The 23,584-nt window shown below is 45.1% G+C and carries 22 protein-coding genes; 2 read left to right on the top strand and 20 right to left on the bottom strand.

Annotated elements, in window-relative coordinates:
* Positions 1-296 precede the first annotated feature (296 nt).
* The 5 genes from HGO26_RS05730 to HGO26_RS05710 form a co-directional block, all read right to left on the bottom strand.
* Positions 297-1,403 (bottom strand): hypothetical protein, encoded by a 1,107-nt coding sequence (locus tag HGO26_RS05730; protein WP_168823877.1) that lies wholly within the window; start codon positions 1,401-1,403, stop codon positions 297-299.
* Positions 1,400-5,923: a TipJ family phage tail tip protein gene (locus tag HGO26_RS05725; protein ID WP_168823875.1), complete on the bottom strand. Its 4,524-nt coding sequence runs from the start codon at positions 5,921-5,923 to the stop codon at positions 1,400-1,402. The genes HGO26_RS05730 and HGO26_RS05725 overlap by 4 nt, the downstream gene beginning before the upstream one ends.
* Before the next feature lie 5 nt (positions 5,924-5,928).
* Positions 5,929-6,555 (bottom strand): tail assembly protein, encoded by a 627-nt coding sequence (locus HGO26_RS05720; RefSeq protein ID WP_168823873.1) that lies wholly within the window; start codon positions 6,553-6,555, stop codon positions 5,929-5,931.
* Positions 6,556-6,731: 176 nt separating this feature from the next.
* Positions 6,732-8,204 carry a KAP family P-loop NTPase fold protein gene (locus HGO26_RS05715; RefSeq protein WP_168823870.1) on the bottom strand — a complete coding sequence of 491 codons (1,473 nt, stop codon included), beginning with the start codon at positions 8,202-8,204 and terminating at the stop codon, positions 6,732-6,734.
* A 63-nt stretch (positions 8,205-8,267) separates the two neighbouring features.
* On the bottom strand, positions 8,268-8,981 hold the full coding sequence (locus tag HGO26_RS05710; RefSeq protein ID WP_168823868.1) for a C40 family peptidase: 714 nt from the start codon (positions 8,979-8,981) through the stop codon (positions 8,268-8,270).
* Between the two features lie 176 nt (positions 8,982-9,157).
* On the opposite strand from HGO26_RS05710, the gene HGO26_RS05705 reads away from it, so the two are divergent.
* Both HGO26_RS05705 and HGO26_RS05700 read left to right on the top strand, forming a co-directional pair.
* Positions 9,158-9,385 (top strand): hypothetical protein, encoded by a 228-nt coding sequence (locus HGO26_RS05705; RefSeq protein ID WP_168823867.1) that lies wholly within the window; start codon positions 9,158-9,160, stop codon positions 9,383-9,385.
* A 721-nt stretch (positions 9,386-10,106) separates the two neighbouring features.
* On the top strand, positions 10,107-10,415 hold the full coding sequence (locus tag HGO26_RS05700; protein WP_168823865.1) for a helix-turn-helix domain-containing protein: 309 nt from the start codon (positions 10,107-10,109) through the stop codon (positions 10,413-10,415).
* Positions 10,416-10,444: 29 nt separating this feature from the next.
* Here HGO26_RS05700 and HGO26_RS05695 read toward each other — a convergent pair whose 3' ends face one another.
* The 15 genes from HGO26_RS05695 to HGO26_RS05625 all read right to left on the bottom strand — a co-directional run bounded on the left by HGO26_RS05695 (position 10,445) and on the right by HGO26_RS05625 (position 23,581).
* A complete protein-coding gene (locus HGO26_RS05695) occupies positions 10,445-11,170 on the bottom strand; it encodes a phage minor tail protein L (protein ID WP_168824114.1) in 726 nt (241 codons plus the stop codon).
* The gene (locus tag HGO26_RS05690) at positions 11,163-11,828 is read right to left on the bottom strand and encodes a DUF4376 domain-containing protein (protein WP_168823863.1); all 666 of its coding nucleotides are present in this window, start codon (positions 11,826-11,828) and stop codon (positions 11,163-11,165) included. Before HGO26_RS05690 ends, HGO26_RS05695 begins: the two co-directional genes overlap by 8 nt.
* Positions 11,829-11,830: 2 nt before the next feature.
* A complete protein-coding gene (locus HGO26_RS05685) occupies positions 11,831-14,434 on the bottom strand; it encodes a hypothetical protein (RefSeq protein WP_168823861.1) in 2,604 nt (867 codons plus the stop codon).
* A gap of 24 nt (positions 14,435-14,458) precedes the next feature.
* Positions 14,459-14,794 carry a phage tail protein gene (locus HGO26_RS05680; RefSeq protein ID WP_168823859.1) on the bottom strand — a complete coding sequence of 112 codons (336 nt, stop codon included), beginning with the start codon at positions 14,792-14,794 and terminating at the stop codon, positions 14,459-14,461.
* A complete protein-coding gene (locus HGO26_RS05675; protein WP_168823857.1) occupies positions 14,794-18,162 on the bottom strand; it encodes a phage tail tape measure protein in 3,369 nt (1,122 codons plus the stop codon). The genes HGO26_RS05680 and HGO26_RS05675 overlap by 1 nt, the downstream gene beginning before the upstream one ends.
* 80 nt (positions 18,163-18,242) lie before the next feature.
* Positions 18,243-18,386, bottom strand: a complete 144-nt coding sequence (locus HGO26_RS05670; protein WP_087486469.1) for a hypothetical protein — start codon at positions 18,384-18,386, stop codon at positions 18,243-18,245.
* Between the two features lie 38 nt (positions 18,387-18,424).
* Positions 18,425-18,919 (bottom strand): phage tail assembly chaperone family protein, TAC, encoded by a 495-nt coding sequence (locus tag HGO26_RS05665; protein ID WP_168823855.1) that lies wholly within the window; start codon positions 18,917-18,919, stop codon positions 18,425-18,427.
* A gap of 88 nt (positions 18,920-19,007) precedes the next feature.
* Positions 19,008-19,481 (bottom strand): phage tail tube protein, encoded by a 474-nt coding sequence (locus HGO26_RS05660; protein WP_168823852.1) that lies wholly within the window; start codon positions 19,479-19,481, stop codon positions 19,008-19,010.
* A 90-nt stretch (positions 19,482-19,571) separates the two neighbouring features.
* Complete coding sequence (locus tag HGO26_RS05655) at positions 19,572-19,940, bottom strand: DUF3168 domain-containing protein (protein ID WP_168823850.1); 369 nt, start codon at positions 19,938-19,940, stop codon at positions 19,572-19,574.
* A complete protein-coding gene (locus HGO26_RS05650; protein ID WP_168823848.1) occupies positions 19,937-20,401 on the bottom strand; it encodes an HK97-gp10 family putative phage morphogenesis protein in 465 nt (154 codons plus the stop codon). The genes HGO26_RS05655 and HGO26_RS05650 overlap by 4 nt, the downstream gene beginning before the upstream one ends.
* 1 nt (position 20,402) lies before the next feature.
* Positions 20,403-20,765, bottom strand: a complete 363-nt coding sequence (locus HGO26_RS05645; RefSeq protein WP_168823846.1) for a phage head closure protein — start codon at positions 20,763-20,765, stop codon at positions 20,403-20,405.
* Positions 20,765-21,061 carry a head-tail connector protein gene (locus tag HGO26_RS05640; protein ID WP_071938897.1) on the bottom strand — a complete coding sequence of 99 codons (297 nt, stop codon included), beginning with the start codon at positions 21,059-21,061 and terminating at the stop codon, positions 20,765-20,767. Before HGO26_RS05640 ends, HGO26_RS05645 begins: the two co-directional genes overlap by 1 nt.
* Positions 21,062-21,082: 21 nt before the next feature.
* Positions 21,083-21,427, bottom strand: a complete 345-nt coding sequence (locus tag HGO26_RS05635) for a hypothetical protein (RefSeq protein WP_168823844.1) — start codon at positions 21,425-21,427, stop codon at positions 21,083-21,085.
* Between the two features lie 96 nt (positions 21,428-21,523).
* Positions 21,524-22,714, bottom strand: coding sequence for a phage major capsid protein (locus tag HGO26_RS05630; protein WP_168823842.1), 1,191 nt, complete (start codon positions 22,712-22,714; stop codon positions 21,524-21,526).
* Between the two features lie 12 nt (positions 22,715-22,726).
* Positions 22,727-23,581 carry a head maturation protease, ClpP-related gene (locus tag HGO26_RS05625; RefSeq protein WP_012587923.1) on the bottom strand — a complete coding sequence of 285 codons (855 nt, stop codon included), beginning with the start codon at positions 23,579-23,581 and terminating at the stop codon, positions 22,727-22,729.
* Positions 23,582-23,584: the final 3 nt, after the last annotated feature.

Genomic DNA, 23,584 nt, shown 5'->3' with positions numbered 1-23,584 from the left:
TATAATAATTGATTTACTTTACATGCTGTTGAACTTGCTATTAATTTCAACTTAAGCCATGTCGATAAATCTTGATTTTGTACGCTGTTTTGTACACATCTAAAAGTTAGCCAGATTTGTACGCACTAATGTTTATCGCCGCAAAGTAACATAAAAAAACTGCTGACAATAGAATTTATACCGCAAAACTGGTCTGCTTTGCTATGCAGTCTTGTCGCAAAGTTACATTAAGAATCAGACAACATCACATTAATTGAAGTGATATTTTCATGAGCAAAGAGTAATTGTGACTTAAGTCAGAAATAATCATCTTCATGTATGTAAGGGATTGGTGAGTTAACTGAAGATTCGCCCCAGTAACCAAATGCACTACCCCCAACAGGCATGCTGCCAGCTCCTTTGGTCAACACTCCGCAAGTAAAAGTCCCATCTGACTTAAGCCAAATTCCGACAGGGAAAGGAGTAAAACTTAGCTTTGCTGCTCCAATCAATCTGGCCTGATACATCGGTTTTTTTGTGGCGAAGTTTGGGAATTGCTGCGGATTTGAATCGCCGATCGCATGCCAACCAGCTGAGCCTGGTGGATTTGCTAATGGCGTAGGTGAGATGAGATAGCCTCTTGGCATTTCTGGTGGGTTTGCTGAACTGAATGCCACGCCGCCATCGTCACCATAAAACGCTAAACCCCAGCTTGGAAGAGTTTGCAAGGGTGAACCAAAGGCGATAATTTTAACTGTGCCAGATCTTGGCGGTTCGTCATTATACGTCGAGCCAACATTATACAAACCTCCTGCTCTTAAACACTTAACGCGCCAATATCCGCCACTTGAATAAACGTAAGATGCCATGGCGTTGTAACCAGTATCGCTGACATAAACACTTGGAGGCGGTTCTGTTGATGCAATCGCGGTTGAAACATCTATTTCTCTATCTGCATTGGTAATTGTGTATTTAAATCTTTCTACGTTTAAGCGGTTAGCATTTGATAAGGCCACCGCGACACCTCCGTCAGCAAATAAGATCCCGTAGTTATCTGGAACATTGGCAACAGGGTAATACGCATAAACATTAAATTTTACTACCGAGTTATTTAGCGTGGAGTCTGCGCCGCCATACCAAAGGCTTTGTGATAGCGTTACCCTTCCACCGTCGCACTTACTGCTAACAATGTAACCCGTGTAAACAGTGCTACCAAAGCTAACATAAGAGGTGTGCCTGACAGCGGCGCCAGCAGGCTGAATAAACAGCCTGCAGCCATTGGGTATGACAAAGTCTTGTACAACATCTGCGGCAGATAGATATTTTACTGTAAACTCAATTGTTCCTTTAAATGCCATTGGATACCATCCGCTGGTGATATCTATGGTTCTATCTTGAGCGTAAAGCGCTAATCCATAACTCATATAAGTTTGCCAAGTCTGATTTTAAGTGTGCCAGCTGCGTCATAGACATCGATTCTTTCATTGGTAATTCTCATTCTCCCTTGTCCAGCTTGATAACCATTTATCTCAAAAAGCCCATTTTTATCAAGCTTCCAGCCAATCGAGTTTGCAACATAGTTTGTTGATTGGATATAACTGCCGATCTTGGCATTTGTGATAGTTCCATCACCGATTACCGCGTTATTAATAAATACCTGACCGCCCTGAACCGTAAAAGGTGTTGTGATGGTGGATGTGCCAGTGATTTGATTAACAATGGCAAATCTATCAGCAGTAAAGAGTACCTGCGATTGCATGCCTGCAGGCGTGTTTTCAACACCTATCGCCATACCAGCACCATAGTATTTACCGTCGGCAGTTACGCCTACTTTTACCGAGTACATGGCTTGCAGTTTGCCATCTAATGCTACAAGAGCCGTTGACGTTTGCTGAACTGCAGCTGATGCGTTATTGGCTGTCGCCTGAACTGTGGTGATCTGTGTTGCTAATGCGCTATCGGCATTGGCGCGCGCTGTTTGCTCAGTCTGAATCGCTGCAGCGTTTTGCGTAACGCCTTGTTGAGCTGCGTTCGCGGCGGCTTGGGCAGCAGCGGCAGCACTGGCGGCATCGGTCGCGGCTTTGTCAGTGACGGCAACCCATGCTGAACCACTCCAACGCTTAGGTGTGTTGGCATTGCCAGTCGTATCAATCCACAAGTTTTGCGCTAAGCGATCAGCTGCTACAGGGGCCGTAGACTGGATCAGCACCTTGCCTTTGGTACCCGCTAAACCTGCAGCGTCGGCAGCAGCTTGTGCGGCTGAGTTTGCAGCACTTTGTGCGGTTGATGCGGCAGTATTAGCGGCTGTCGCCGAGGCCTGAACAGTGGTGATCTGTGTTGCTAATGCGCTATCGGCATTGGCGCGCGCTGTTTGCTCGGTTTGAATCGCTGCAGCGTTTTGCGTAACACCTTGTTGGGCTGCGTTCGCGGCGGCTTGGGCAGCAGCTGCGGCGCTGGCGGCATCGGTCGCGGCTTTGTCAGTGACGGCAACCCATGCTGAACCACTCCAACGCTTAGGTGTGTTGGCATTGCCAGTCGTATCAATCCACAAGTTTTGCGCTAAGCGATCAGCTGCTACAGGGGCCGTAGACTGGATCAGCACCTTGCCTTTGGTACCCGCTAAACCTGCAGCATCGGCAGCAGCTTGAGCGGCTGAGTTTGCGGCACTTTGCGCAGTTGATGCCGCAGAGTTAGCGGCAGTCGCCGAGGCCTGAACAGTGGTTATCTGTGTTGCTAATGCGCTATCGGCATCGGCTCGCGCTATTTGCTCTTCTTTAATTATTGCTGAATTATTATTTGATACTGCAAAAACAGTGGTGATTTGCGAGGCTAATGCTTCATCTGCAGTAGTTCTGGCCAATTGTTCAATTGAGATTGCCGATTGTGTATCACCTACTGATGCGGAAACTGTATCGATGCGCTTAGCTAATGCTTCATCAGCTGTTGCCCTTGCATATTGCTCAGACCAAACGCCAGCAAAGACAACTGTAGATCCGGCGTTCCAACTGATGTCACCTGCTAGTGGTGGATTTACTAAAGCGAATATCCCATCCAGCCGCGATGCTTGCGATACTAGCTGACCATCAATAGTCTCTATTGAGTTTTCAACGCTATCAACTCGTACAGTTAACGCAGATACCGCTTCACCTAAAGATGAAAATTCACCTATTTTAGTCCAGTATGTTGTATTTGTAGGCAGCGTTCCTGCTGGTACTGTTTGCTTGGCTGAGTACAGCTTTCCTTGATATTTAACTAGTTGTCCAGTTAAATAACTAGCAGTATTGTCCCAGTCTGGTGCACCCGCTATATCAGCAATTTCAGCCTGCATTTGCTGAATTTGAGTTTGAGTATCAGTAATACTGATTTCAATATCAGGAATTTTGTCAGTTTCAATTTTTATCAGCGGGATCAGTTCTATTTCACTGAGTAGTTCTTGCCCTAGTGCTGAAGATGTAATGCGCTCGCTGAAATACGCATCATATTGAGATTGGTCTGTCGATGATTGTCCGCTGATAAATCCTGACCACGGCCCCACGTTGCCAGTGCGATCGACTAACCGAGCCCTAAACCAAAAATTAGCGCCTGCACTTAATCCCGTCATGGTGTGAGTTGCAATTGGATAAGCAAAATCACCCAATTTAATCATGCCGCTTTCGCTGTTATTGGGCCCGTACTCAAGCTCGGTCCGAAGCGTGTCTTCTGCACCTGCAGGGAACAACCAATTTAAGCCAATGCCAAACACTAGCGGCGTAGCAGTAAATGACGCGACTGCTGGCGGCAAGCCAGTTTTACCTGTGATATTGGTCAGCGCTGATGCCTTTGGTACCGACGAAACATCGACAGAGTTGATCGCCCTAACCCGCGCAATATATTGCCCGGTGTAAACGCCACGGATATCAACTGATGTGCTACTGGTTTTTGGCAGTTTTATCCACTCGCCAGAGTCTTTGCGCCATTCCACTTCATAAGCAACCGCATTTTTCGCTGTCGCCCACTGAATAGTCATAGTGGTAACCGAGAGTGTTTGCTCGGTGAATACGGACTGTGAAATGGTGACAGTAGCTGGCGCTTCTTGTGCACCGATCGGCAGCTTGCTTATAGGGCGTTCTTCTAACCGTGCGCCTGTATCGATATACGGATATTTGCTTGGGTTATGCTCAACTGCGGTGATCTCGTACTCAATGCTGTCGCTATTTGCTTTGGCTACGCGCAGCACTCTAAATTGTTGCAGCTTTAGCTCGTCTGACTCAACCGACCATAACAGCTGCGGTAATGGAGTTTCACTGTATTCCGTTGTTACCGTCACCACGCGGCCATTTATAGCCTCGATGGTACGCGCCTGTGCTTTACCGCTGGGTAAGTTCATGATGAGCCGATCATTAACCGCAATGGTGGCCGCACGGTCTAAAGTGATCTGTTTGCCATTAACCGCCGAGATTCGCCCACCAATCCGACTGCCTGCAATCAATTGATCTGCTATGCCGATAACGAAACCAGGTAATGGAATGCTGCCATCCATTCCCACTTTAAAATTGACCGCACGGTCATTATTATTGGTATAAATTGCCCACTTACCGCGGCGCTGCGCTTCTGATTCGCGGGTGCAACCTAAGGCCGATAATTCGATTACGTTGTCGCCATAGCGGCGCTGTAATGGTTGATCTGATACAGAGGTAACATCGGATTCATAAGCATTATCAGGGTTATCCCAGCTGATTAATGCTCGAGTGTATTTAACTTTTTCGCTGCTGGATGAATAGCTAAACTTGCCGTCTATCACATTGCTATTGTTATAAATGTAATCCATATCGCGTGGCATGTCGGCCACTGAGTACATTTGGCCGTTTGACCAATAAGTCATGCCGCGATAGATAGACGCTAAATCGCGCAATACCTGCCACGCTTCAGTAGCTTGCTGAATGTAGATATTGCAAATATAGCGCGGCTCCATACCGCCTTTGCCATCAGGAACCAGCTGATCGCAATACTGTGCAATCTGGTAAAGCTCCCATTTGTCCACCAGCGCAGCATTAATCCTGCGACCAGTGCCAAAGCGATCATCGAGGATGATGTCGTAACTCACCCATGCTGGATTATCGGTCCATGCAATTTTAAAGCTGCCATCCCACACGCCAGCATAATCACGAGTCAGTGGATTGTAGTTAGTGGGCACCTTTACTTTGCGCATAAAGGGCTCGCAAGATATCACTGGGATGTTTTGGAATTGGCTGGCGTCAAACTCGACATAGAGCAGTGCCGTATTGGGGTACTTTAGCTTGCGGTCAATAACATCGGTGATCGCCGCGATTTGCATTAAATCAGCGACACGATTGTTGTTTTGATTTGGGGTAAGTCGGCGAATACGGATTTGCCAGTTATTGCCTGTTGGTAAATCAATGCGGTGGCTGCGCTCGTAGGGTTGGGTGGTTTTACCATCCACCGCTGTGCTTAACACGGTTTGATAGCTGCCGCCGTCAGTAGACAGATCAATGGCGTATGCAATTCGATAGCCGTTTACATCACCGTTATCGAGCTGTTGTTGCAGTGCTGGCCAGCGAAAGCGCACACGTACAGCAGAGAGTAATGAGTTAGTGATGGCACGGGTATAAGGCTGATCAGACTTTAACTCAATACCTAAGGCCACCTCGTTTTCAACAGATGGCAGTCCGGGGATGTAAGTTTGATGCGCAGTACCTGGGCGAAAGTCCCAAATCACCCCGGGGAAGTTTTCGGCGCCATTGGGATCAAGTAGTGGCGTGCCATCTAAAAAGACATTCTGGCCCGATAATTGGCCGTCAAACTCCCCTTCACCGATCGCCAGTAAGATTTTAGCTTTTGCAATTGAGCGCAGATCATCAGGTGATTCGACAGGCGTACGCTGCTCACCTTCACCCGCTTTAGCACCATGAATAGTCAGTTGTTGATTTAATGCAGGAATACTCATGCTGATTATTGCTCCTGTTGACTGCCACCATTAGTGCCACCCGATTGAATTGGGCGTTTACTGGTTGCAATATCTTCGGCATAAATGCCTGCACTAATAATTGCGCCACCAATGCGGCGCTTACCGTAACCAATGCCGACGGGGTTTCCAGCCGCAGTGGTGTTAACTGCGCCACCAAAGGCATAACTGGGAGCGTTCTCTGCGGCTTCCCTACCCTTCAGTCCTTTCGCTTGCGGTGAGAGCATTTGCACCACGCCACCAGCGACCATTCCAATACCCGCTTGCACTAGCCAGCCTTGTCCAAAATAAGCACCAACGACGATCATCACGGCACCGAGAATAGTTTGCAGAATTCCGCCACGCTTGCTGCCACCAATGACAGGGACAATACGAATTTCAGTCGTACCTGCTAAATCAAACTCATCGGTACCCGTATTATGTCCATTTCTAAAAATGGCATAGCGCAGCCCAAGCTTTGCTTGTTCTTTAATAAACAGATCAAATCCATGCAGGGTATTTTTTAAGGCGCTAAAGGCTTCATTTGTGGTCCCCGTTTCGAGTAGACGCTGGTGAATGCGTCCGAACTTAGCCGCCAAGGATCCTGATAGCTTGATAGTGGTCTGTGTGCTCATGGTGTTTCCGCGAAAGCATGAATTTTAGGCAATAAAAAAGCCACCTGAAGAGGTGGCTTTAATGAACGTGTAATGTCTACGGCTTTACCCGCATTGTTATAACAGGATAATGACTTTGCTTTGCTGCGGCAATCAAATTTAAGTTAGCTTTTTAATACAGACATTTGAGCAAATTTTTACTCAATATTACCCGCTAACTCGATCACTTTTTTGTAGTTATCCCAGAGCCAATATTTTTGCGTTGCATCAGCAGCATGATCAAATAAACTTAAATTTGCGCTCATTTCATTTGCCCAGTTAGAACGTTTTGTGTATTCCCTATCATTTATCATATCGCTTAAGTCTGAAAAACCTTGGATCTCTACGGTAGTATATCGACGATCAAAGCTTCCAGTTTTAGTTGTCGATTTAACTTGCGTGCTCATCATGCAATGATGTACGAAGTCAGTCATTGTCATCCCACCGAAAATTTCGTCTTCTGTCTTGCGGTAAAGAGAAATATCATCAGGTTTTGTTTGAGAGCGCAATTTAAAGCTATCCAAGCCTTTATCAAACTCAATTAAACCGATAACCAATGCTGGGAAGCAAATCAACTGATCTTTGCCTTGTCTCTCGCCAGTTGCTTGCATAGTACGTAAGCACGAATCTAGTTTATAAAGTAATTGATCAATATCCCTTATTTTTAAATCATAATAGCCTGCTAAAACGGCTATTATATTTATCTTCATGTCAATAAGTTCCTGATAAGGTCTTATTGGGAAGATAGTTAGCCTAGAGTAAACATCAACATCTCTTTTTTCTTTCACAGCGATGTAACTAGCAAGATCTGGGCTAGGTAAGATTACTTTGCGATCAAAAAAACGCTTTAAATACTGTCCCGCATCAAAATTAGCACCATAAACAGCTGATACCGAATGCACCAACTGATCTGTATCAGTCGCCACTACAAACACAAAATTATCCGTTTTAAAGAAATGCTTAATTACTTCCAACATTTCAATGGCATAGTTTGGGCGGCAGCGGTCTAATTCATCAACCAGTACGACCACAGGTAATACCGCACCATAACAATCCTCTAATACTTGAGCTAACTCCCCGAGTGCTATTCTAATTTCATTGATAGCGCTAACTTGGGCTTGGTGTTCTGCAGATAATTTATTAAGAAAATCTTCTGGTCTTTGCGTAAATAGCTGCTGCATGATGGCAACACCAGTGCCTGCATCATCAATTGCGTGCTTCGCCACGATTGCCGCTGCACCAACCAACGTCCCTCTGATAAAGTTACCTAATACTTCTTTGACTTTTTCTACCTTATCAACAGAGCCCAGCTTTTTGTTAAAGCATTCTAACTGAGTCAATAGCTCACTTGCGGCAACGGTAAGTGGATCTTTAGAGAAATCACTTTCCCATGCATCGATATAAATCACAGGATGCTTTTGGCTAAGTAGGAGTGAATAAAATCGTTTTAGAAACTCCGTCTTACCGCTACCCCAACTGCCATTAAGGTTAAGCACAAAACCACGGCGCTCACCTCTAATATAGTCCGCTAAAAACTGGCCATATTCTCCGCGGTTAAGCAAACAGTTTTCAAAGTTAAAATTTGCAGGCCATTCATTAAATTTAGCGTTATTTGCAATAAGGTTTTCCATCTCGAGTCCTTGTGACGTATCTACCCATACTGTAATCATCGATAGATACTTCAGGCAAGGAAATTAACCTTTATAACGCACAATCATCCTTGTATTGCGCTGCCAGTACCCGCCGTAAATATCGTAGCGGCTAAGGCGACCATAGAGGTGGTGCAGGATTTTACCCTCGCCGACATAAACAGCGGCATGATTAACTCGCTGACTTTGAATTTGCATTAAAATGCCGTCACCAATTTGCAGATCGGCAAGATTGATCTTGGTTTGTGCCACAAATCCCGCTTTAGCAAAGTTATCGAGGTAAAGCTCTTGCTCACCTTCCCACCAACCGTCTTGGCGCTCAAAGTCTGGCAATAAAATGCTTTGAACATCGTGGTACCAGTCGCGAACACAGCTATAGCAATCCCATACCCCATGCACAAACGGACGACCTAACAAAGGTTGACGTTCACCCGTTGGCACAATAGAGCGTAAATCCCCATCAGGCCAACTGAGAATATGCCAAGGTAGTCCACTGGCTTCACACATGGCAATATCACGCTGGCTAGGCTTGCTACTCGCATCTGGGTGGCTGTGACAGATACCTATGATCTGCCCTTGTTCCTCAATATCAGCATATTGCAGTGGATCAATCACAAACTCATCGGCTTTGTTGGTTGCCTTGTTATCGCATGGCACATAACAAGGCTTGTTACCTTGCAGGATGATCAGTCCACAGCATTCATTGGGGTAGCAGTTGGCCGCATGCTGAGTAAAATCTTTGACAATGGCTAAGTTCATAAAATTAAAACCCTAGTTATCAATAGATTAAAAGTAACAAAAACAAAATAGTTAAACTTTATACATTTTCATTGATTTAATATTTTAAACGAATTAGTATAGCCAAGTTGATTAGACATGATTGTTTACACCATACAGTCAATGTGGCTGCTTCACGCTAAATTTTAGAGGTAAATATGAAATTTAACGATGATTTTGAAGCAGTCAAACGTGCTGTAATAATTTTAGAGAGATTGATTGAAGTATCCGAAAAGAATAACGATTCAGAAATGACAGCTAAATTGATTGAAGTAAAAATGATTTTAGAATCATATCTGAAAGTCAAAAATATCAACCTCAAAGTATTTCAACTTTGTATTGAAGTTTTTAAGTTATTTAAACTTTTAATGACATTTTATTCTTAGTACAGCACAACCTTCTGTGTATGCCTTGCAAGCATACAGATCACTCTCTCCTCAACCGACATTAAAGATATTGATGTCATTTGGGAGGTGTAAAACAAAAATGCAGTGGTACAGTCACTGATAAAACTGAAACAGCCAATTTGGTATTATTAACTAACTTTTTAAATTAACTCAGAAAATGTAGGTGTGACAGCTACATAAACTACTGTCTATGATAATAATGCAAAAGGTATTTTCTAATGGGGTATTTATTATGAATGAGAAAAACTCAATCATCTAAATATTGACCGTATTGCGAAAAAGTGAAGCAGTCACTTTTTTGTTCAAAGAAAGAGATGGAAATTTGTTCTTTGAAGTTAAACAATCAACAAGTTATCAATTTTGAAAACGGAACGAATTTATGACAACAGTAAATCGTGAAATGGCAATTATCTATAACGCTTATAGCGTAAATATAGCTATAACTGAAAGCCTGCACACAATGCTACTAGATTGTGATAATTCGGTCCAAAATTCAAAGCCCAAGTTTAAGCTTGTGGTGGCAAAAAAGAGCGTAGCCAAAGAAAAACTTGCGTCTGAATTCAACAAATCATTAACCTACTTTAGAGAACAGTCATGTATCTTTAAATGTTGCGCTCTTATGTGGTCAACATTAGTTCACCACACTTCAAGGCAGGGTTAAAGCTTTATAATTCAACCTTTAAAATTTTTAGGAAATTATATGAAATCAGATAGCAATACATACCCAGGCTACAAATTAAAAGGTTTAAGAATAAAAAATCAATACACCTTAGCCGAAACTGCAACAAATCTTGATATAACAACATCGTATCTTTCATTAATCGAAAATGGAAAAAAAGAGCCATCGAAAAAGGTACTAACAAAAGCATCAATTTTCTTTAATGTTCCGATTGATTACTTTCACATTAATTCAGATTTAATTGAAGAACTTAAGAGGATAACAAGCAACGCTGAGTTAGATGAAATAATACATGCTTTCGAGATAATTCTTAAAAACAATTCGAATTAACCAGTAAATACTATTACTGATGTTACTTATCACCTTATCAGCCTTACACTTGGGAATCCACCGTGGGGTAATTCTTCGTTTTCGCCGAATCGTAAAGTGCAACCTGCTATCGTGCCCGAGCATTGATCTAGTGCGGGGTTATCAGTCGGCTCGTCATCTTCGGTAAACATGGCTTCACCTGTGTAGCCACAATCGGCGCCGCGATATTCACCGCGTTGACACCATGAGCAATAAGCAGTCATTTGTCGGCCGATTTTTTGGCCTGACAAGTCAGCAGGGTTTGAGAGCTCAAAAGTGACGGCGACATTATCCTCATTCACCTTTTTATCAACATACCAAATCTCTACCGCTTCTTGCGTTGGATCCGCTTCGCTATTGCCACTGGGAAAGTTGGCCGCATCAAGGTATTTAGCCAGTGTTCGGCGGATCGTAACCTTGGCTTGTTCCATGTTCTGAAAATACAAGCACAGGGCACTGATACTGCCATCGATGTTGGCAACAGTTAGTGTTGGCGTGCTGGGTGAACCATCGGAGTTAACTTCCACCCCTTCTAACTGTGCTGGCCATGCGCTGTACTGTTCGCCTTGCCAATGAATGATCCGCGCGGGTAAATTTGGTTGATTAAGGTCCGCATCTGAGTAAGGAATATTTTGGGCATGAAAGCGCAGGATATCGGCGCCAAAGGCGGTACCATCGATTTCATAGAGAATAACCTCATTGCCCGGTTCGAGGGTTTGAATATCGGCACTAAGCATCGGCGGCACCTTTAGTCCAGAGTTTACCTTGCTCGATAATCGCCAATGAATGCGCCTTGCGAATTTGCTCTACAGTGACGGCTGCTTCGGTGTTATCTGCTAAGCGCCAAATAGTGCTTTCAATTCCTGCATCTTCAGAAGCGTGAATTGCAGCCAGCATTCTGCGCTGTGATTGTTCGTCACCATCAAACACCAGTCCATCGACTTCAACAGTAATTGAATTAACCGCTGCGGACCGTTGGGTGCGGAATAGGTATTCACCAATGCTGATACCATCAATCAATACTTCGGCGCGATATTGATCAATCGTTTTAAGTTCAGGACGAACAGGCTCAGGCTCAGCAAATAATGGACGTTCAATCGCTTGTTGATCTTGGGTTTCTATCGGTAGCGCTGGCGCATTAAGCTCGGCATCTGCCTTACGTGCAAGCCATGACTGATACTGAGTAAACCAATCCCATTGCAGCGTGACACCGTACAGTTCGATAAACGTATCTATCACATGGTGCATTGCTAGGTTGGCGGCATGTAAGCGGGTGACCAAAAGCACATCGGCCAGAGTTTTTGACTCTGGCCGATGGCGAATTATTGGCTGTTTGTGCTCATCGAGCACAGGCGAACCCGCATCATCGAGTTCGTAAAACATCGTTAAATTCATGGTCACACCTTGTTTTTAATCCAGCCGATGGGCTCTTTTAATTTAGCTGTACCCACTAAAACAGTATTACCGTTTAAGTCCGTTTTAGTGGATTGGTTATCGACAATTGTCACCTTGCCATCATCACCCCAGTTCGTTCCATTGTGCTTAAGCTCAGTGTAAGCATACTGTATAAACGCTTGCTGATTTAGATTGACGTTATAGCTAAGGGCCTTTACTCCATTAATTGTAGTATTACCATCAATAACTATTTCATCATGTTTAACGTCATAGGCAGCACGACCACTCAACAGTTTATCTGAACTCATCGTTAGCTGTTTGACACTAAGAACTTGCACGGCCCCATTTGTATATGCAGCACCGATGCCTTTCGTGCCACCAGTAAGTGACTCTTTTAGAAGAGTTCCACGATTCTGAGCAGGAAGGAAAGAGTCACTCGTGGCAAATACCTGTCCAACGCCTAAATTACCCCCATAGACCACAGCATTAGCAGCATTCTCAGTTTGCTTAGCAAATGCCTTATATTGGTATAGTGTAATTTGATTAGCAGGCATATTATCAAACTGAGTTTGACTAAGTGCTGGCGAGCTTAGAGTAATAAGCCCACTGCTAAAACTAACTCCATTATTTATTGTTAAAGTCCTTAATATATCAGCCCCTGAACCAACATATTTTCTGGAGAGAGGGAAATTATCCTTAATTCCATCTGGAATTTCAGGAATCCAACTTCCGTACCACCCATTAACTAATTGTGGAGTTGCTAGAATATTTGCAGGATCACCAATTACGTCTGTTTGGAGAAACGAGCCACCTACTGATAATGTTATATACGGACCTATACACCCATAAACTGACATTCCAGTAGTAGCAACACCATTAGACCTACAGTACAGCCACCACCAACTATTACCTATATCGTTAGAAATACTTTCAACTATATGACTAACCCCATCAACAACTAGAGCTCCGTTACATGGTTGTAAATTATTATAAGATGTAGAAGTCACCCAAGACATGTCACCAGTAATATCTGCTTTAGCTATTTTAAAAACAGTACCACTGGAAGGGCCTTTTACTAATTTATTATTAACAAAAGCTTTAATAGTACCTATATTTTCAAACCCACGACAAGTACCATTCTTAACTCTTTGGTCAGCCTCAGCGTAATCAACTAAATCAACCCCATTTGCAGAGTAGCGCATATCTCGACACACACCGCCTTGGCCATCAGCATAAATAGCATCGTAGAAACGCTTATCCGGGTGATTATACCCATCATAAGATTTTGTTCCTATATTACCAAAACCTCCATTTGACGTTCCAAGGGCACCTGTAAAGCAGCCGGCGGTGTTAGTTGGCTCACCACTTAATTTTGTTCTAGTGTCCTTATTATCCCAAGTACATGCCCAATATGGTTGCTGGGCAGAGGTCCAAGAAGCAGTGCCACTAGGGTTAAAACTAGGATGATAAGCTCCTTGGTTCAGCCTATTGACTGTTCCACAGACAAGGAAGTAACACTTACCTTCTATGTTTGTAGCATTAGCGTCTGAATGGTTTCTTACACTATATAGCCCAGTAAGATTTAAACTATCATTACGTAAAACTGCAGCATTAGTAGGCACACTACTAAAATACTGATTTCTTACAGTATCAACCTTAGTATTGGATATTCCTTGTGGTCTTACTCCTGCTGTTGTGGAAGAAAATCCAAGTGGGTTACCCATAGTAGTACTGACATCATAATAACTCCAGTCACCATTCAAAGGCCCTACAAATGTTCTTTGACGCAACCGCCATTGAACTAATCTCCCATCATCTAAGTAATATAAGTTATTATTAGAATTAGATAATACTTTCTTTTTATTAGCATCACTCAAAACAAAGTAATTTAAACCTTTGCCTTTTGAACCAGTATCACCATCAAACACAGCATAATAAGTTACTGGGCGAGCACTGGCCGAAGTAGCAATGCCATCCATAGTTGTAGCTTGGGATTGAATCAAGCCATTTGGATAAACATACGGATTAGTTGTATTTACTTCTTCTAAGAATGCTTCAAAACCCCACATATCCACACGGTCAGTAACTACTTCTAAATTAACCGTATCAGCAGCGGCAGCAGCAAAAGCGAGGGCCGCAGTAGCATAATTCGTTACTACACCAGTAGTTTTGTTATAAACAGTTTTGCCATCTGGAGCTTGAGGAAATTTAATGGTATTTAAATACTCATATGTTTGAGCTAACCTATCAATATAAAAAGTAACGCCAGCGAAATTTAATAAAGGATTTTTAGTTTTAGATTTACCACCACGTCCTGACGCAGCATCGTGAATACCCATCCAAAGATTATTGGGTACTGTGACGCTAGTAGTTAATCCTTCGTTAACTGCATTAGCTATTACTTGCTGACCAAAATGCACAAATCCACTTGCTGCGAATTGCTCATTGTTTTGAGCCCGTATTGCTTCAAACTGCGCTTGTGACATGGCTGCGGCGAGTACATCGGCGGCTATAAAGTTGCGGTTAACCTTTTCAAAAGCGGTACGGGCGGTATCTCCACCTGTGCCTGCTGGCTGGGTGCCAAGACTGATAGTTTCAAATGCCATGTGTTTACGTCCGATAGCGAAGTGTTAAGGATGAAATGATTGTTCAAAAGTAGCGGTGATGCGGTACATGCCGCCACCTAGCGGGGTGTTTGTTTGCTGAGTCACTTTCCACAGTGAGGCGGTACCGAGGGGTGGCGTCCACTCAAAAGCCTTAAAGCCTTGGTGATCATCAAGGAATGCGGTGATCGCTTCAGCCATGGCTTTATTTTTTGTAAACGTTAGTGGCCAGCTTTGAACTTTACTGTTGATACCATCGCCAACTGCCTGACTATAACCATCGCCAAACTGTGCGGTGCGGGTGCGATATTGGGTATCGCCAGTAGCGCCATTATCGGGTACCCAAGTGAATGTCTGCGTCATTAGCGATAACCTCCAGCCATAGTGCGGCCAATTTGACCATTAGGGCGTAAATCCTTCGCCAATAGCTCTCGATATTTTTGCTCGACAAATTTACCCAGCTCGCTGCCGAACTGACTTAAGGCAGGGGTATCGGCTTTGGTTGTGGCATTGCCACTTTGATCAATGTTGACCTCAACATGCACCACGCCAGCGCCAGCCGTTGCCGAGGCTGGCACGCCGTTATAGGCTGCGCCGCCAACTATGCCGCCATTGGCGTAGCCTTTATTGCCTTTGCGCATGGCTTCCACTGTGGCCACGCCGCCAGCTGCTGCAACATCACGCTGCGACCAAACGACCTCGCCTTTGTGAACAATACCTGCAGGCTCGTATTTCCCACCAAAGCCAGTAAAACCGCCGGATGAGAATCCGCTATCACCGACAGCAACACCTTCAGAGAATCCACCAAAAATACTACTCGCCATACCTGCAATGGCTTTTTGCATGGCAATTTTGGCAATATCCGCAATGATGGATTTAGCGAGCCCGGCAAAGTCAGCCTTACCCGTCATTACAAAATCGGTAAGCGCGTCGGTCATGCCACCAAAAGCCCCATCCATGAGGGTTTTGGTTTGGCCTGCCATGTCAGCTGCGGCATCAATGTAGTTTTGCATTGATGAACGGGCACCGTTAGTCCAATCGGCTTGCTTAGCATCGAGGGCTAAATAGTATTCATCCTGAACGGCCAAGCGTGCGGTGAGGTTGTCTTTCAACATAGCAAGCTGTTGCTGATACTCTTCGTCGGTAGTTCGGCCAGCGAGGTTATCTGATAACGCTTTACCCTGAGCGCGCTCGATATCTCGCTCAATCCCTTGGCGATCACCTAAGCGTTGTTGTGCTTTGTCACCAAGGCCAAAGGTGGCAAGTTTATCGGCGTTGCGCTGTTGTTCTGCGGCTAGGTTGGCAGTGAGATTGGCACTGTAGCTTTGCAGTCGGATAAATTCATTACGCTTTTTAAGTTCTTCATCGAGTGCAACGTTCTTTTCGAGTTGAGCGCGGATCACTGATTGTTCCGCTAACAAACTTTTTTGTTGTACGGTAAGTACATCTTTGTTTTTGATATCGGCGATTTGCTGCTCAAACTGCACTAACTCTTTTTGCGACTGAGTAAGCTTGATATTTGACTCTAGCTGACTTTGTAAGCCTGCTTGAGTTTCGCGCAAACGCATGAGGTATGTGGTTGCTGCATCGTCAGCAAAGGCTTTGGTCTTTTTAGCGGTGTCTTTAAACTTTTCCTCTATCGAGGCGAGATCACGTTTAATTTTTTCAGGATCCAGCAAAGCACTATTAGCGTCGCCCTTCCGCACCTTTTCGATATTGTCGTTATATTCTTTTATTGCCTTGGTGCGCTTTTGCTCATTGGTAAGGGTTTCATCGGTCACCTTGGCAATGGCACGCTGGGCCTCGATTGATTGCTGATTGATCTTAGCGCGTTCAGCCTCTTGCTTTGCTCTTTTAGATTCAAGATCAATTTGATCTCTGATTTGTTTATTTTCATCTTGCAAGACTTTCATTAGAGCAGCACGGCGATCAGCTTCACCACCAGAACCTTTGCCCATTGCACCTAGTTCAAGAATTTTTTGTGCATTTTCGGCTAACTTATCATTAAGCGTTTCAGGGCGACCAACACCTGCAGCGGCATCCCAAGCCTCTGCGGCAGCACTTTTAAGACCTTTCCAACCGCGCTCGATATAACCAAGGTTGGAAGTAATATCGCTAGTACGGTCACCAATAGCGTCGCTATAAGCCTTAAATGCTAAGTTTGATGCCTCGGTGCTTTTACCCGCTTCCTTAAGCGCCACAATTTGCTCATACACAGATGCAGTGAGGAAGTTGTATTTTTTGTTGAGTTCTTCGGCGGCTTTAACTGGATCATCAGCAAGTTTAGCAAACTCGGCTACCGTATCGGCGACGGCTTTGCCGGTGACATTTTCCATTTTTATTGCTGCAAGACCTACCAGCTCAATCTGGTCACCGAAGAATTTCCCTGTATTAGCAACTTCTGCGAGCGCTGCGGCTGCTTGGCGCTGAGTGCCGCTAATGGCATCAATACGCTTGGCGGATTCCATCAATTCGCTTGAAGTGGTACCTGCAGAATTGCCCGTCAGTATTAATGCATTACGTAGCCTATCTGACTCAACACTGCCTTGATAATACGCCAGCGACATTACGCCAGCCGCAGAGGCTGCAATGGTGAATGGGTTAATTAATCCCAGTATGTAGCCGCCCATGGCTTTAGCTGCAGGGCCAACACCGCCAAACATATCCTTTAGCTGACCGCCTTGCTGCAAGAATACTGTTAATGGGTTTTGACCACCTTGGAGCGATACGGCGATATCGGTAAACTGAGCAGGGATACCGCGCAAAGCGAATGACATTTGCTTAGCTGACAAACCATTTTTATCAAACTCAATGCTTGTATTTCCAACTTCACTCCGCATTTTTGCTAAACGTTTAGAGTAAAGGTCATATTCAGATGAATTTATTAAGCCTTTGGCTGAGCTAGATCTTAATAACTCTTGCGCTTTATCGAGCTCGCGAATTTCAAAGATGACAGGATCAAGTCTTTGCTGCAGTCGTTGCAGTTCAGACTGCTGTTGCTTGGTTGCCGCCTCAGCCTTCATTTGCGCTTCTGTTGTGCCATCAATGGCCGAGCGCATTTGGTTAAGTTTTACTATTGCGCTATCGTATTGTCCCTTATCTATATTACCTGCAGCGAAGGCCGCTGATAGTTTAGTATTTTGAGATTCTAACTCTGCCAGTTTTGCTGTTACTGGATCTAACTGACGCAATAGCCCTTGCAGTTCAGCTTGTTCTTTTTGCTGAGCAGATTGCAGCCGACCTGATGCGGTATATGCCCGGTCATACTCTTCACGCATTGTTGATAGCTGAGCATTATATTTTGTGAAATCTTCTCCACTGATAACGCCCACTTTTACGCCTTCAGATAACCGCGCTTGCATGTTGTCTAATTCGGCATATTTAGCGATTGCAGGGTCTAGCTGGCTGACGACTCGGTTGATCTGCTTGTATTGATCTGCAAAAGCCGAGTTTGCCTCATACGTGGCATTTTTAGTTTGTTCTAAGCGTTCCGATAAGATCTCGAACTCACGACCATTAAATATTCCCTTATCATTTAACTCTGCAAGACGGCGCTGCTGAACTTCTATGCTAGATAGCTGTGATATCAGCGGATCAATCTGTTTCACCATTCTGGCTGTCGCATTTTCAGCCTTTAATGATGCACGCTCAGCTTTACTCATACCTTCAACAAAGCTGCCCGTTTCGGCAACCATGTTTAGCGTTAGTGTGCCGAGTGACTTATTTGCCATGGGTATTCCTGCTTGGTTTAAGGACTTTGGTTTTACTGTATTGGGTTGGCCGTCCTTGGCCTTATTGCTACTAATTTGAATTACTTTTTGATGGCGCTGGCTTTGAGCATCATAAGAACATCGTCAACGGTGGCTTCTTGCTGCGGCGCTTCATCCAACTGGCTGAACAACATGAAGTGTTCAAGATCTGCCTTGCCGCCGTGAATGATATTGAGGTGGTGCATTTGCGCTGCGGCAATGCGTTCTTGCCGTGCTTGAAGGCTTAAGGGGCCGAACTTTGCTCGGTAGGCGATCCAGTTGATGACTTCTCGGTGCGTGAGGTTTTGCTGGGCTTCTTCGATGGTTCGTCCGCCAACGCCTGCGAGGACGAGTTCGTGCCAGAATTCGTCGTCGGCGGTAAGGCTTTTGGGTCAGGTTTAAGTCCTAAACCGTTCACTTCGCTAATTGCACCAATAAGTGCCATACCGAGTGAGTCGCAGATTGGTCCATGGGCGTCATTGCCTAGAATGTCGTCTATTTCAAACAATGGTTTACCGCTTTCATCTACAATACTGGACACAATGCGCGAGGTGAGTGAATCAATACCACTGTGGTAGTTATTGGCTTCTATGTTGGCCGTGGCGAATGACTTTTTACGGATGAATACTGCTGCGGTACAGGTTTCGCCCTTTTGGTTGATCCACGAAATTTCGCGGAGTTCTGGCTTTGCGGGAGAATAGGAACCAGACTGAATAAGGCTAGCAACACTTAATTCCATGATTTTTCCTTTAGGATTAAGTTAAGACGGTTGAGCAAAAGCCCACGATTTAGTGGGCTTAATTTAAGTTAATCAGGCGTGCCTATGATTAAGGCGTTACGGCGGCAGGCACTAGAATCGGATCGCCTGATACCTGAATGCCGATAGTGGACTTAACCACATCGTTTTGTGCAAACGTAAATGGATAGGCCGTCATGAAACCTTCGAAGGTGATCCAAGTACGGGTTGTGGGTAAGGTGAATTCTTTAGTGGTGACAGTTGGCGGAGTACCAACAGCATCACTAAAACCAATCGCCCACTTAATGGTTGTACCTGCGGTTTTAATTTGGTGCAGGCGTAGGTGGCTTGGAATTCGTGGGTCGATGTTGATACCAAACGTGGCCGCGCCAGGTGATTTCAAACCTGCCACAAACTCACGGGCCATGGCTTCTAATGGGGTGGTTTCGATTGGATCAACTGGGCTGTCAATGCCATCAATACTGGTCACCGCGATGACGCCTAAAATGGAATCATCTGCCGGATCGATTGCATAGAGCTGGGTGCCCTGTGTTTTCATACTCATGTGTGTGCTCCTAACAATAGCCTTGCGGCAGATACAAAAAAGCCCCTGCGGTTGCAGAGGCTTTTGGTTTTATGAAATGGTTTTAGTGGGCTAGCGTGTGACTATCCAATCGATGTCAAAGCTGTGACGATAATTGCCTGTTTCTTTGTCGCGACTGTCACCGTTGTAATTGGTGGTATGCGCCTCTAATTCAGTGGCGAAGCGAATTGCATCACCCACATCATTAGCCGAATTTCCTGAATCGGCATACACATCAACTTGCAGTGCAAAAGTGTCGGTATCGGGTCGGCCTGAGATATAGTTTTCAGGGCTACCCCCGATCACCTGCCAAACCGCATAAGGTTTGGCTACGTTTTGCGGTGCTTGGCCAAATGGATAAAGCCTTGTGGGATTGGTACCGAGTAAATCAGTTACCGCAGTGCTTGCTCGGCACACGACAAAAATGGGCGCCATACTCATGAAAGTGCCTTATCGAGTTCTTTATCAAATTCAACCGTAAAACGGCCGATCACTTGATTGATGTTATTGGCCAGTGCTGGGCGCATAAATGGCTGTGCTTGAGCGTGTTCGGTACCGAACTCGACTAAATGCCAGTGTGGAGTATTACCGCGCGCACCCTCGTCGGCGTTCGGGGTTGGAATACGTCCGCGATTAGTGGCGATACCCACTCGATACATGATCACGCCTTCGCGTTGAAATAGCCGGCTAGCAAACTGCAGTGTGACGTTGTCGCGAATGCGCCTACCTGTTTTAGGATCGTCCACATTGAGCGAATTTTCTTGAGCCGCTTTTTTAACTATGCCAGCGGCTTTGCGCAGCGCGGTACGTGTCCCCGTATCAAGCACGGTTTGGCTAACCTTGTTCATTTTGGCTTTAACTTCTTTTAAGCCAATGAGACTGAAATCGAATTTTGCGGCCATCTTAAAGCCCCTGATTAACGCCATCTTTGCAGCGTAACCGCCACTCTTGACGCCCTGTTATGTCGGTTTCTACCGATTGGATATTGTAGGTTCTGCCATCCCATAAAATGCGGCATTGGTATAAGAGGCTTAAATCAATGGGGAACCAACGAAAATTAATTCTTGCGCTGGTTTCAGCTTGCTTGGCATCTGCGGCATAAAACTCGCGACCAGCCCCTGTTAATACTTCTGCAGCGAGCTTATCGAGAGGTTTTACCCCTAACATGAGGGTTTGCCATTCGATGAGATCACCACCTGATTGGGGATCCTGAGTTATTATCGGTTGTTGAATATGCACCCGATGACGTAAACGATGAGCTAGCATTAGATGCCCCAACCTATTCGATATGGCGTTAATTTTATTTCTGCTGCTTTGCGCAGTTTTGCCGCATCTTCTGGTGTTGCTTGATAGTTTGCTTGCAGTAAAATCATTACGCCCATAGTGATACTTGCTGGCAGCTCTGCAGTCGTTTCATCAAGCAGAATAGTAAGGGATTCCCTTCCCATAAATTGACAGGCTTCATCCTCGGCGGCATTGAGCAATAATTGCAGTTTGGCATCATCCTCATCGTGGATAACGTCAAGAAATTGCTTGGCTTGCTCTAGGGAAATGGTGCTCACTGAGGACTCCTGAATAACTGATTAAGCTTTAGCTTTTTTTGCAGCAGCGGCAGCGGCCTTAGCATCTGCTTCTTCTTTTGCCTTGGCTTCAGCTTCTGCAGCGGCCTTAGCATCTGCTTCTTTTGCCTTGGCTTCAGCTTCTGCAGCGGCCTTAGCATCTGCTTCTTCTTTTGCCTTGGCTTCAGCTTCTGCAACGGCCTTAGCATCTGCTTCTTCTGTTTTTTCTTCCGGTGCGTGATCGACTAATTTGTTGTGCTTTAACTCATTAAAATGATGTTCATCAACTTTAAATGGTTTTGATGCGCGGGTTTTTACTTCCTTTTCAAAGTAAAAGGACTTAAGTGCAATGGCGAGAACTTTAGCCATGGTATTGCTCCTATAAATTGGTATTGATAAAAACGACAAAGGCCGAAGATATTCGGCCTTTTTGCTTTTAGTTATCAGTTAAGTGATTTTGCGCTGTTAGGCGAAAGTGAAATCGCCAGTGACAAACGCTTCAGGACGATAAACCGCAAGTGCTAAACGTTCTTCAGCACGGATAGTCACCATGTTTAACTCAAAGTCTTTGTCGTTCTCGGTAGAGATTAAGACTTCAATTTCGCTACGGTCGTAGATCTGCGCGCCCATTTGGAAGGCACCGACTAAGAACTCGTTTTGCACAATCGATTGAGTTTCTACGACCGGGCGGTTCCACAAGGTTGGGCTAGTTTGCCCTTGCGGCTTACCGATTAAGTAGTTTTTGTTGCTGTCTTTGAGCATTTCGATCACCGCCCAATCAATTGGGTTCAGCACGATACCATCGGCAGCGTATTCCGCTAAAGCAGCTTGTAGCAAGGCTAAGCGGATTCGGTCAATATGCTGCTCGGTATCAACCGTTGCACCCGTTGGTTTAACGTAAGCGCTTGCCTGTGTGATAATGCCGTGCAGGTTAGCGCCAGTATTGTTGCCGTACAGCAGTTGTGTCTCTTCAGCAAGCATTAAACCGTAACGCGCACGAGCATCGATATAGCTTTGTAATTGTTTAGCATCATCCAATATCTGACGGCTAGCTTTAAACAAGTGAGGAATGGTACGAACTGCAGCACTCACTAAACTGAAAGTAATTTCTGAGTAGGGTTTTTGAGTATTTTCAGCCGTTGGAGCGGCATTATTGGTAAAGCCAGACTCCTTCACATATTCGATACTATTGCTTTCTGTTTGTCCTGGCGCGACTAAATCTCGAATGGTTAATCGGCGCTGAGGCCCGCCAATAATACCTGCCATACGATCAGGGCGAACTAAGGCGGCACCTGAACCTGTTGCAGAGGTAATGGCTGACCGCGGCATTTGCACACGGCGACTACCACGGAATGAGCTATTAAAACTTTCATCATCCTTAAGTTTTGCCACACGCTCACCGATCGACGGCTCATATTCTTCTTGCTGACTTTGTGGACCTTTAAGCAGCTTTTGTTCAGCTTCTTGCAAGCGAGCTTGCAAGGCACCCTGTTCTAACAGCAGCTTATCGACCTTATCGCGGGTTTCGGCATGCATTTCACCAGAAGCCTTGATCTGCTTATTGGTTTCTTCTGCCGCCGATTTAATTTGATCACCAATCTTGGTTAGATTGGCACCTAATTCTTCTACTTGTTTTTCAAAATTTGGGTTTGGCATAATCGCCTCCAGTTATTTAGATAAAATGGTGTTTGATGCGTTGATTAACGCAGTTAGATCGGGGGCGACAGCGTTTTGCGTATCGGACACATCAGCATTTAGCGTGATGCCGCCAGCAGCGCTCGGCGTACTGGACTTTAAATCTTGCAATAGTTGACGGCGTTCACTGCGCGGAACGCCTGCTTTTGCCATAGCGGCATCGACTTTTCGTAGTGAGTTCGCGCTGGTGTTGTCGGTTGATTCGCCAATTTCAGCAGCGGATAAGGTGCCAGCCGCAAAGCCAAGTTCTACGGCCTTTTTTCCGCGGATAAAGGTTTCTTCATCCATCATGGTTGCTATGGCTTTTTCACTCTGCCCACTGCCTTCAACATACAAATCGACCATGGCAGCATCGAATTCTTCCATGTCATCAGCAATGTTTCGCAATGCATGGCGGTTACCGATGGCAAATACCCAGCAGTTGTGGATCATCAGAAAGGCAGAGCTGGCGACAAAGCGCGCATCATCAGCACCAGCCATGTAAATGACGGATGCAGCAGAAGCAGCAAGGCCAAGCACTTTGGTGGTCACTTTACCTTTGTGCTCAAGCAAGCGGTTATAAATGGCGATACCTTCGAACATATCGCCACCAGGAGAATTGATGTAGACGGTCACATCTTTATCTGCGCCGATACTGCGTAGCGCAGCATCGATACGCTTCAGTGTGACGCCTTCGCCATACCAGTCCTCGCCAATGATGCCGTAAACCGTAATGGTAGATTCAGTGTTTTCAACCGCGGCCTGAATCGCTGGGTTCCACAGCTCTTGCGCGCGCGGAGAAATATCGCAGCGCACTCCGCTCTGCGAGAAGCTTTTTGGAAATGGCATGGT

The organism is Shewanella oncorhynchi (assembly GCF_012584455.1).
Classification (GTDB): Bacteria; Pseudomonadota; Gammaproteobacteria; order Enterobacterales; family Shewanellaceae; genus Shewanella; species Shewanella oncorhynchi.
Note: the sequence above shows the minus strand (reverse complement) of the source record. Positions and strands in the feature narration are given on the sequence as shown.

Coding starts and splice junctions, on each gene's coding strand:
- HGO26_RS05730 (WP_168823877.1), bottom strand. CDS start 1,403: ATGAGTTATGGATTAGCGCTTTACGCTCAAGATAGAACCATAGATATC.
- HGO26_RS05725 (WP_168823875.1), bottom strand. CDS start 5,923: ATGAGTATTCCTGCATTAAATCAACAACTGACTATTCATGGTGCTAAA.
- HGO26_RS05720 (WP_168823873.1), bottom strand. CDS start 6,555: ATGAGCACACAGACCACTATCAAGCTATCAGGATCCTTGGCGGCTAAG.
- HGO26_RS05715 (WP_168823870.1), bottom strand. CDS start 8,204: ATGGAAAACCTTATTGCAAATAACGCTAAATTTAATGAATGGCCTGCA.
- HGO26_RS05710 (WP_168823868.1), bottom strand. CDS start 8,981: ATGAACTTAGCCATTGTCAAAGATTTTACTCAGCATGCGGCCAACTGC.
- HGO26_RS05705 (WP_168823867.1), top strand. CDS start 9,158: ATGAAATTTAACGATGATTTTGAAGCAGTCAAACGTGCTGTAATAATT.
- HGO26_RS05700 (WP_168823865.1), top strand. CDS start 10,107: ATGAAATCAGATAGCAATACATACCCAGGCTACAAATTAAAAGGTTTA.
- HGO26_RS05695 (WP_168824114.1), bottom strand. CDS start 11,170: ATGCTTAGTGCCGATATTCAAACCCTCGAACCGGGCAATGAGGTTATT.
- HGO26_RS05690 (WP_168823863.1), bottom strand. CDS start 11,828: ATGAATTTAACGATGTTTTACGAACTCGATGATGCGGGTTCGCCTGTG.
- HGO26_RS05685 (WP_168823861.1), bottom strand. CDS start 14,434: ATGGCATTTGAAACTATCAGTCTTGGCACCCAGCCAGCAGGCACAGGT.
- HGO26_RS05680 (WP_168823859.1), bottom strand. CDS start 14,794: ATGACGCAGACATTCACTTGGGTACCCGATAATGGCGCTACTGGCGAT.
- HGO26_RS05675 (WP_168823857.1), bottom strand. CDS start 18,162: ATGGCAAATAAGTCACTCGGCACACTAACGCTAAACATGGTTGCCGAA.
- HGO26_RS05670 (WP_087486469.1), bottom strand. CDS start 18,386: ATGCACCACCTCAATATCATTCACGGCGGCAAGGCAGATCTTGAACAC.
- HGO26_RS05665 (WP_168823855.1), bottom strand. CDS start 18,919: ATGGAATTAAGTGTTGCTAGCCTTATTCAGTCTGGTTCCTATTCTCCC.
- HGO26_RS05660 (WP_168823852.1), bottom strand. CDS start 19,481: ATGAGTATGAAAACACAGGGCACCCAGCTCTATGCAATCGATCCGGCA.
- HGO26_RS05655 (WP_168823850.1), bottom strand. CDS start 19,940: ATGAGTATGGCGCCCATTTTTGTCGTGTGCCGAGCAAGCACTGCGGTA.
- HGO26_RS05650 (WP_168823848.1), bottom strand. CDS start 20,401: ATGGCCGCAAAATTCGATTTCAGTCTCATTGGCTTAAAAGAAGTTAAA.
- HGO26_RS05645 (WP_168823846.1), bottom strand. CDS start 20,765: ATGCTAGCTCATCGTTTACGTCATCGGGTGCATATTCAACAACCGATA.
- HGO26_RS05635 (WP_168823844.1), bottom strand. CDS start 21,427: ATGGCTAAAGTTCTCGCCATTGCACTTAAGTCCTTTTACTTTGAAAAG.
- HGO26_RS05630 (WP_168823842.1), bottom strand. CDS start 22,714: ATGCCAAACCCAAATTTTGAAAAACAAGTAGAAGAATTAGGTGCCAAT.
- HGO26_RS05625 (WP_012587923.1), bottom strand. CDS start 23,581: ATGCCATTTCCAAAAAGCTTCTCGCAGAGCGGAGTGCGCTGCGATATT.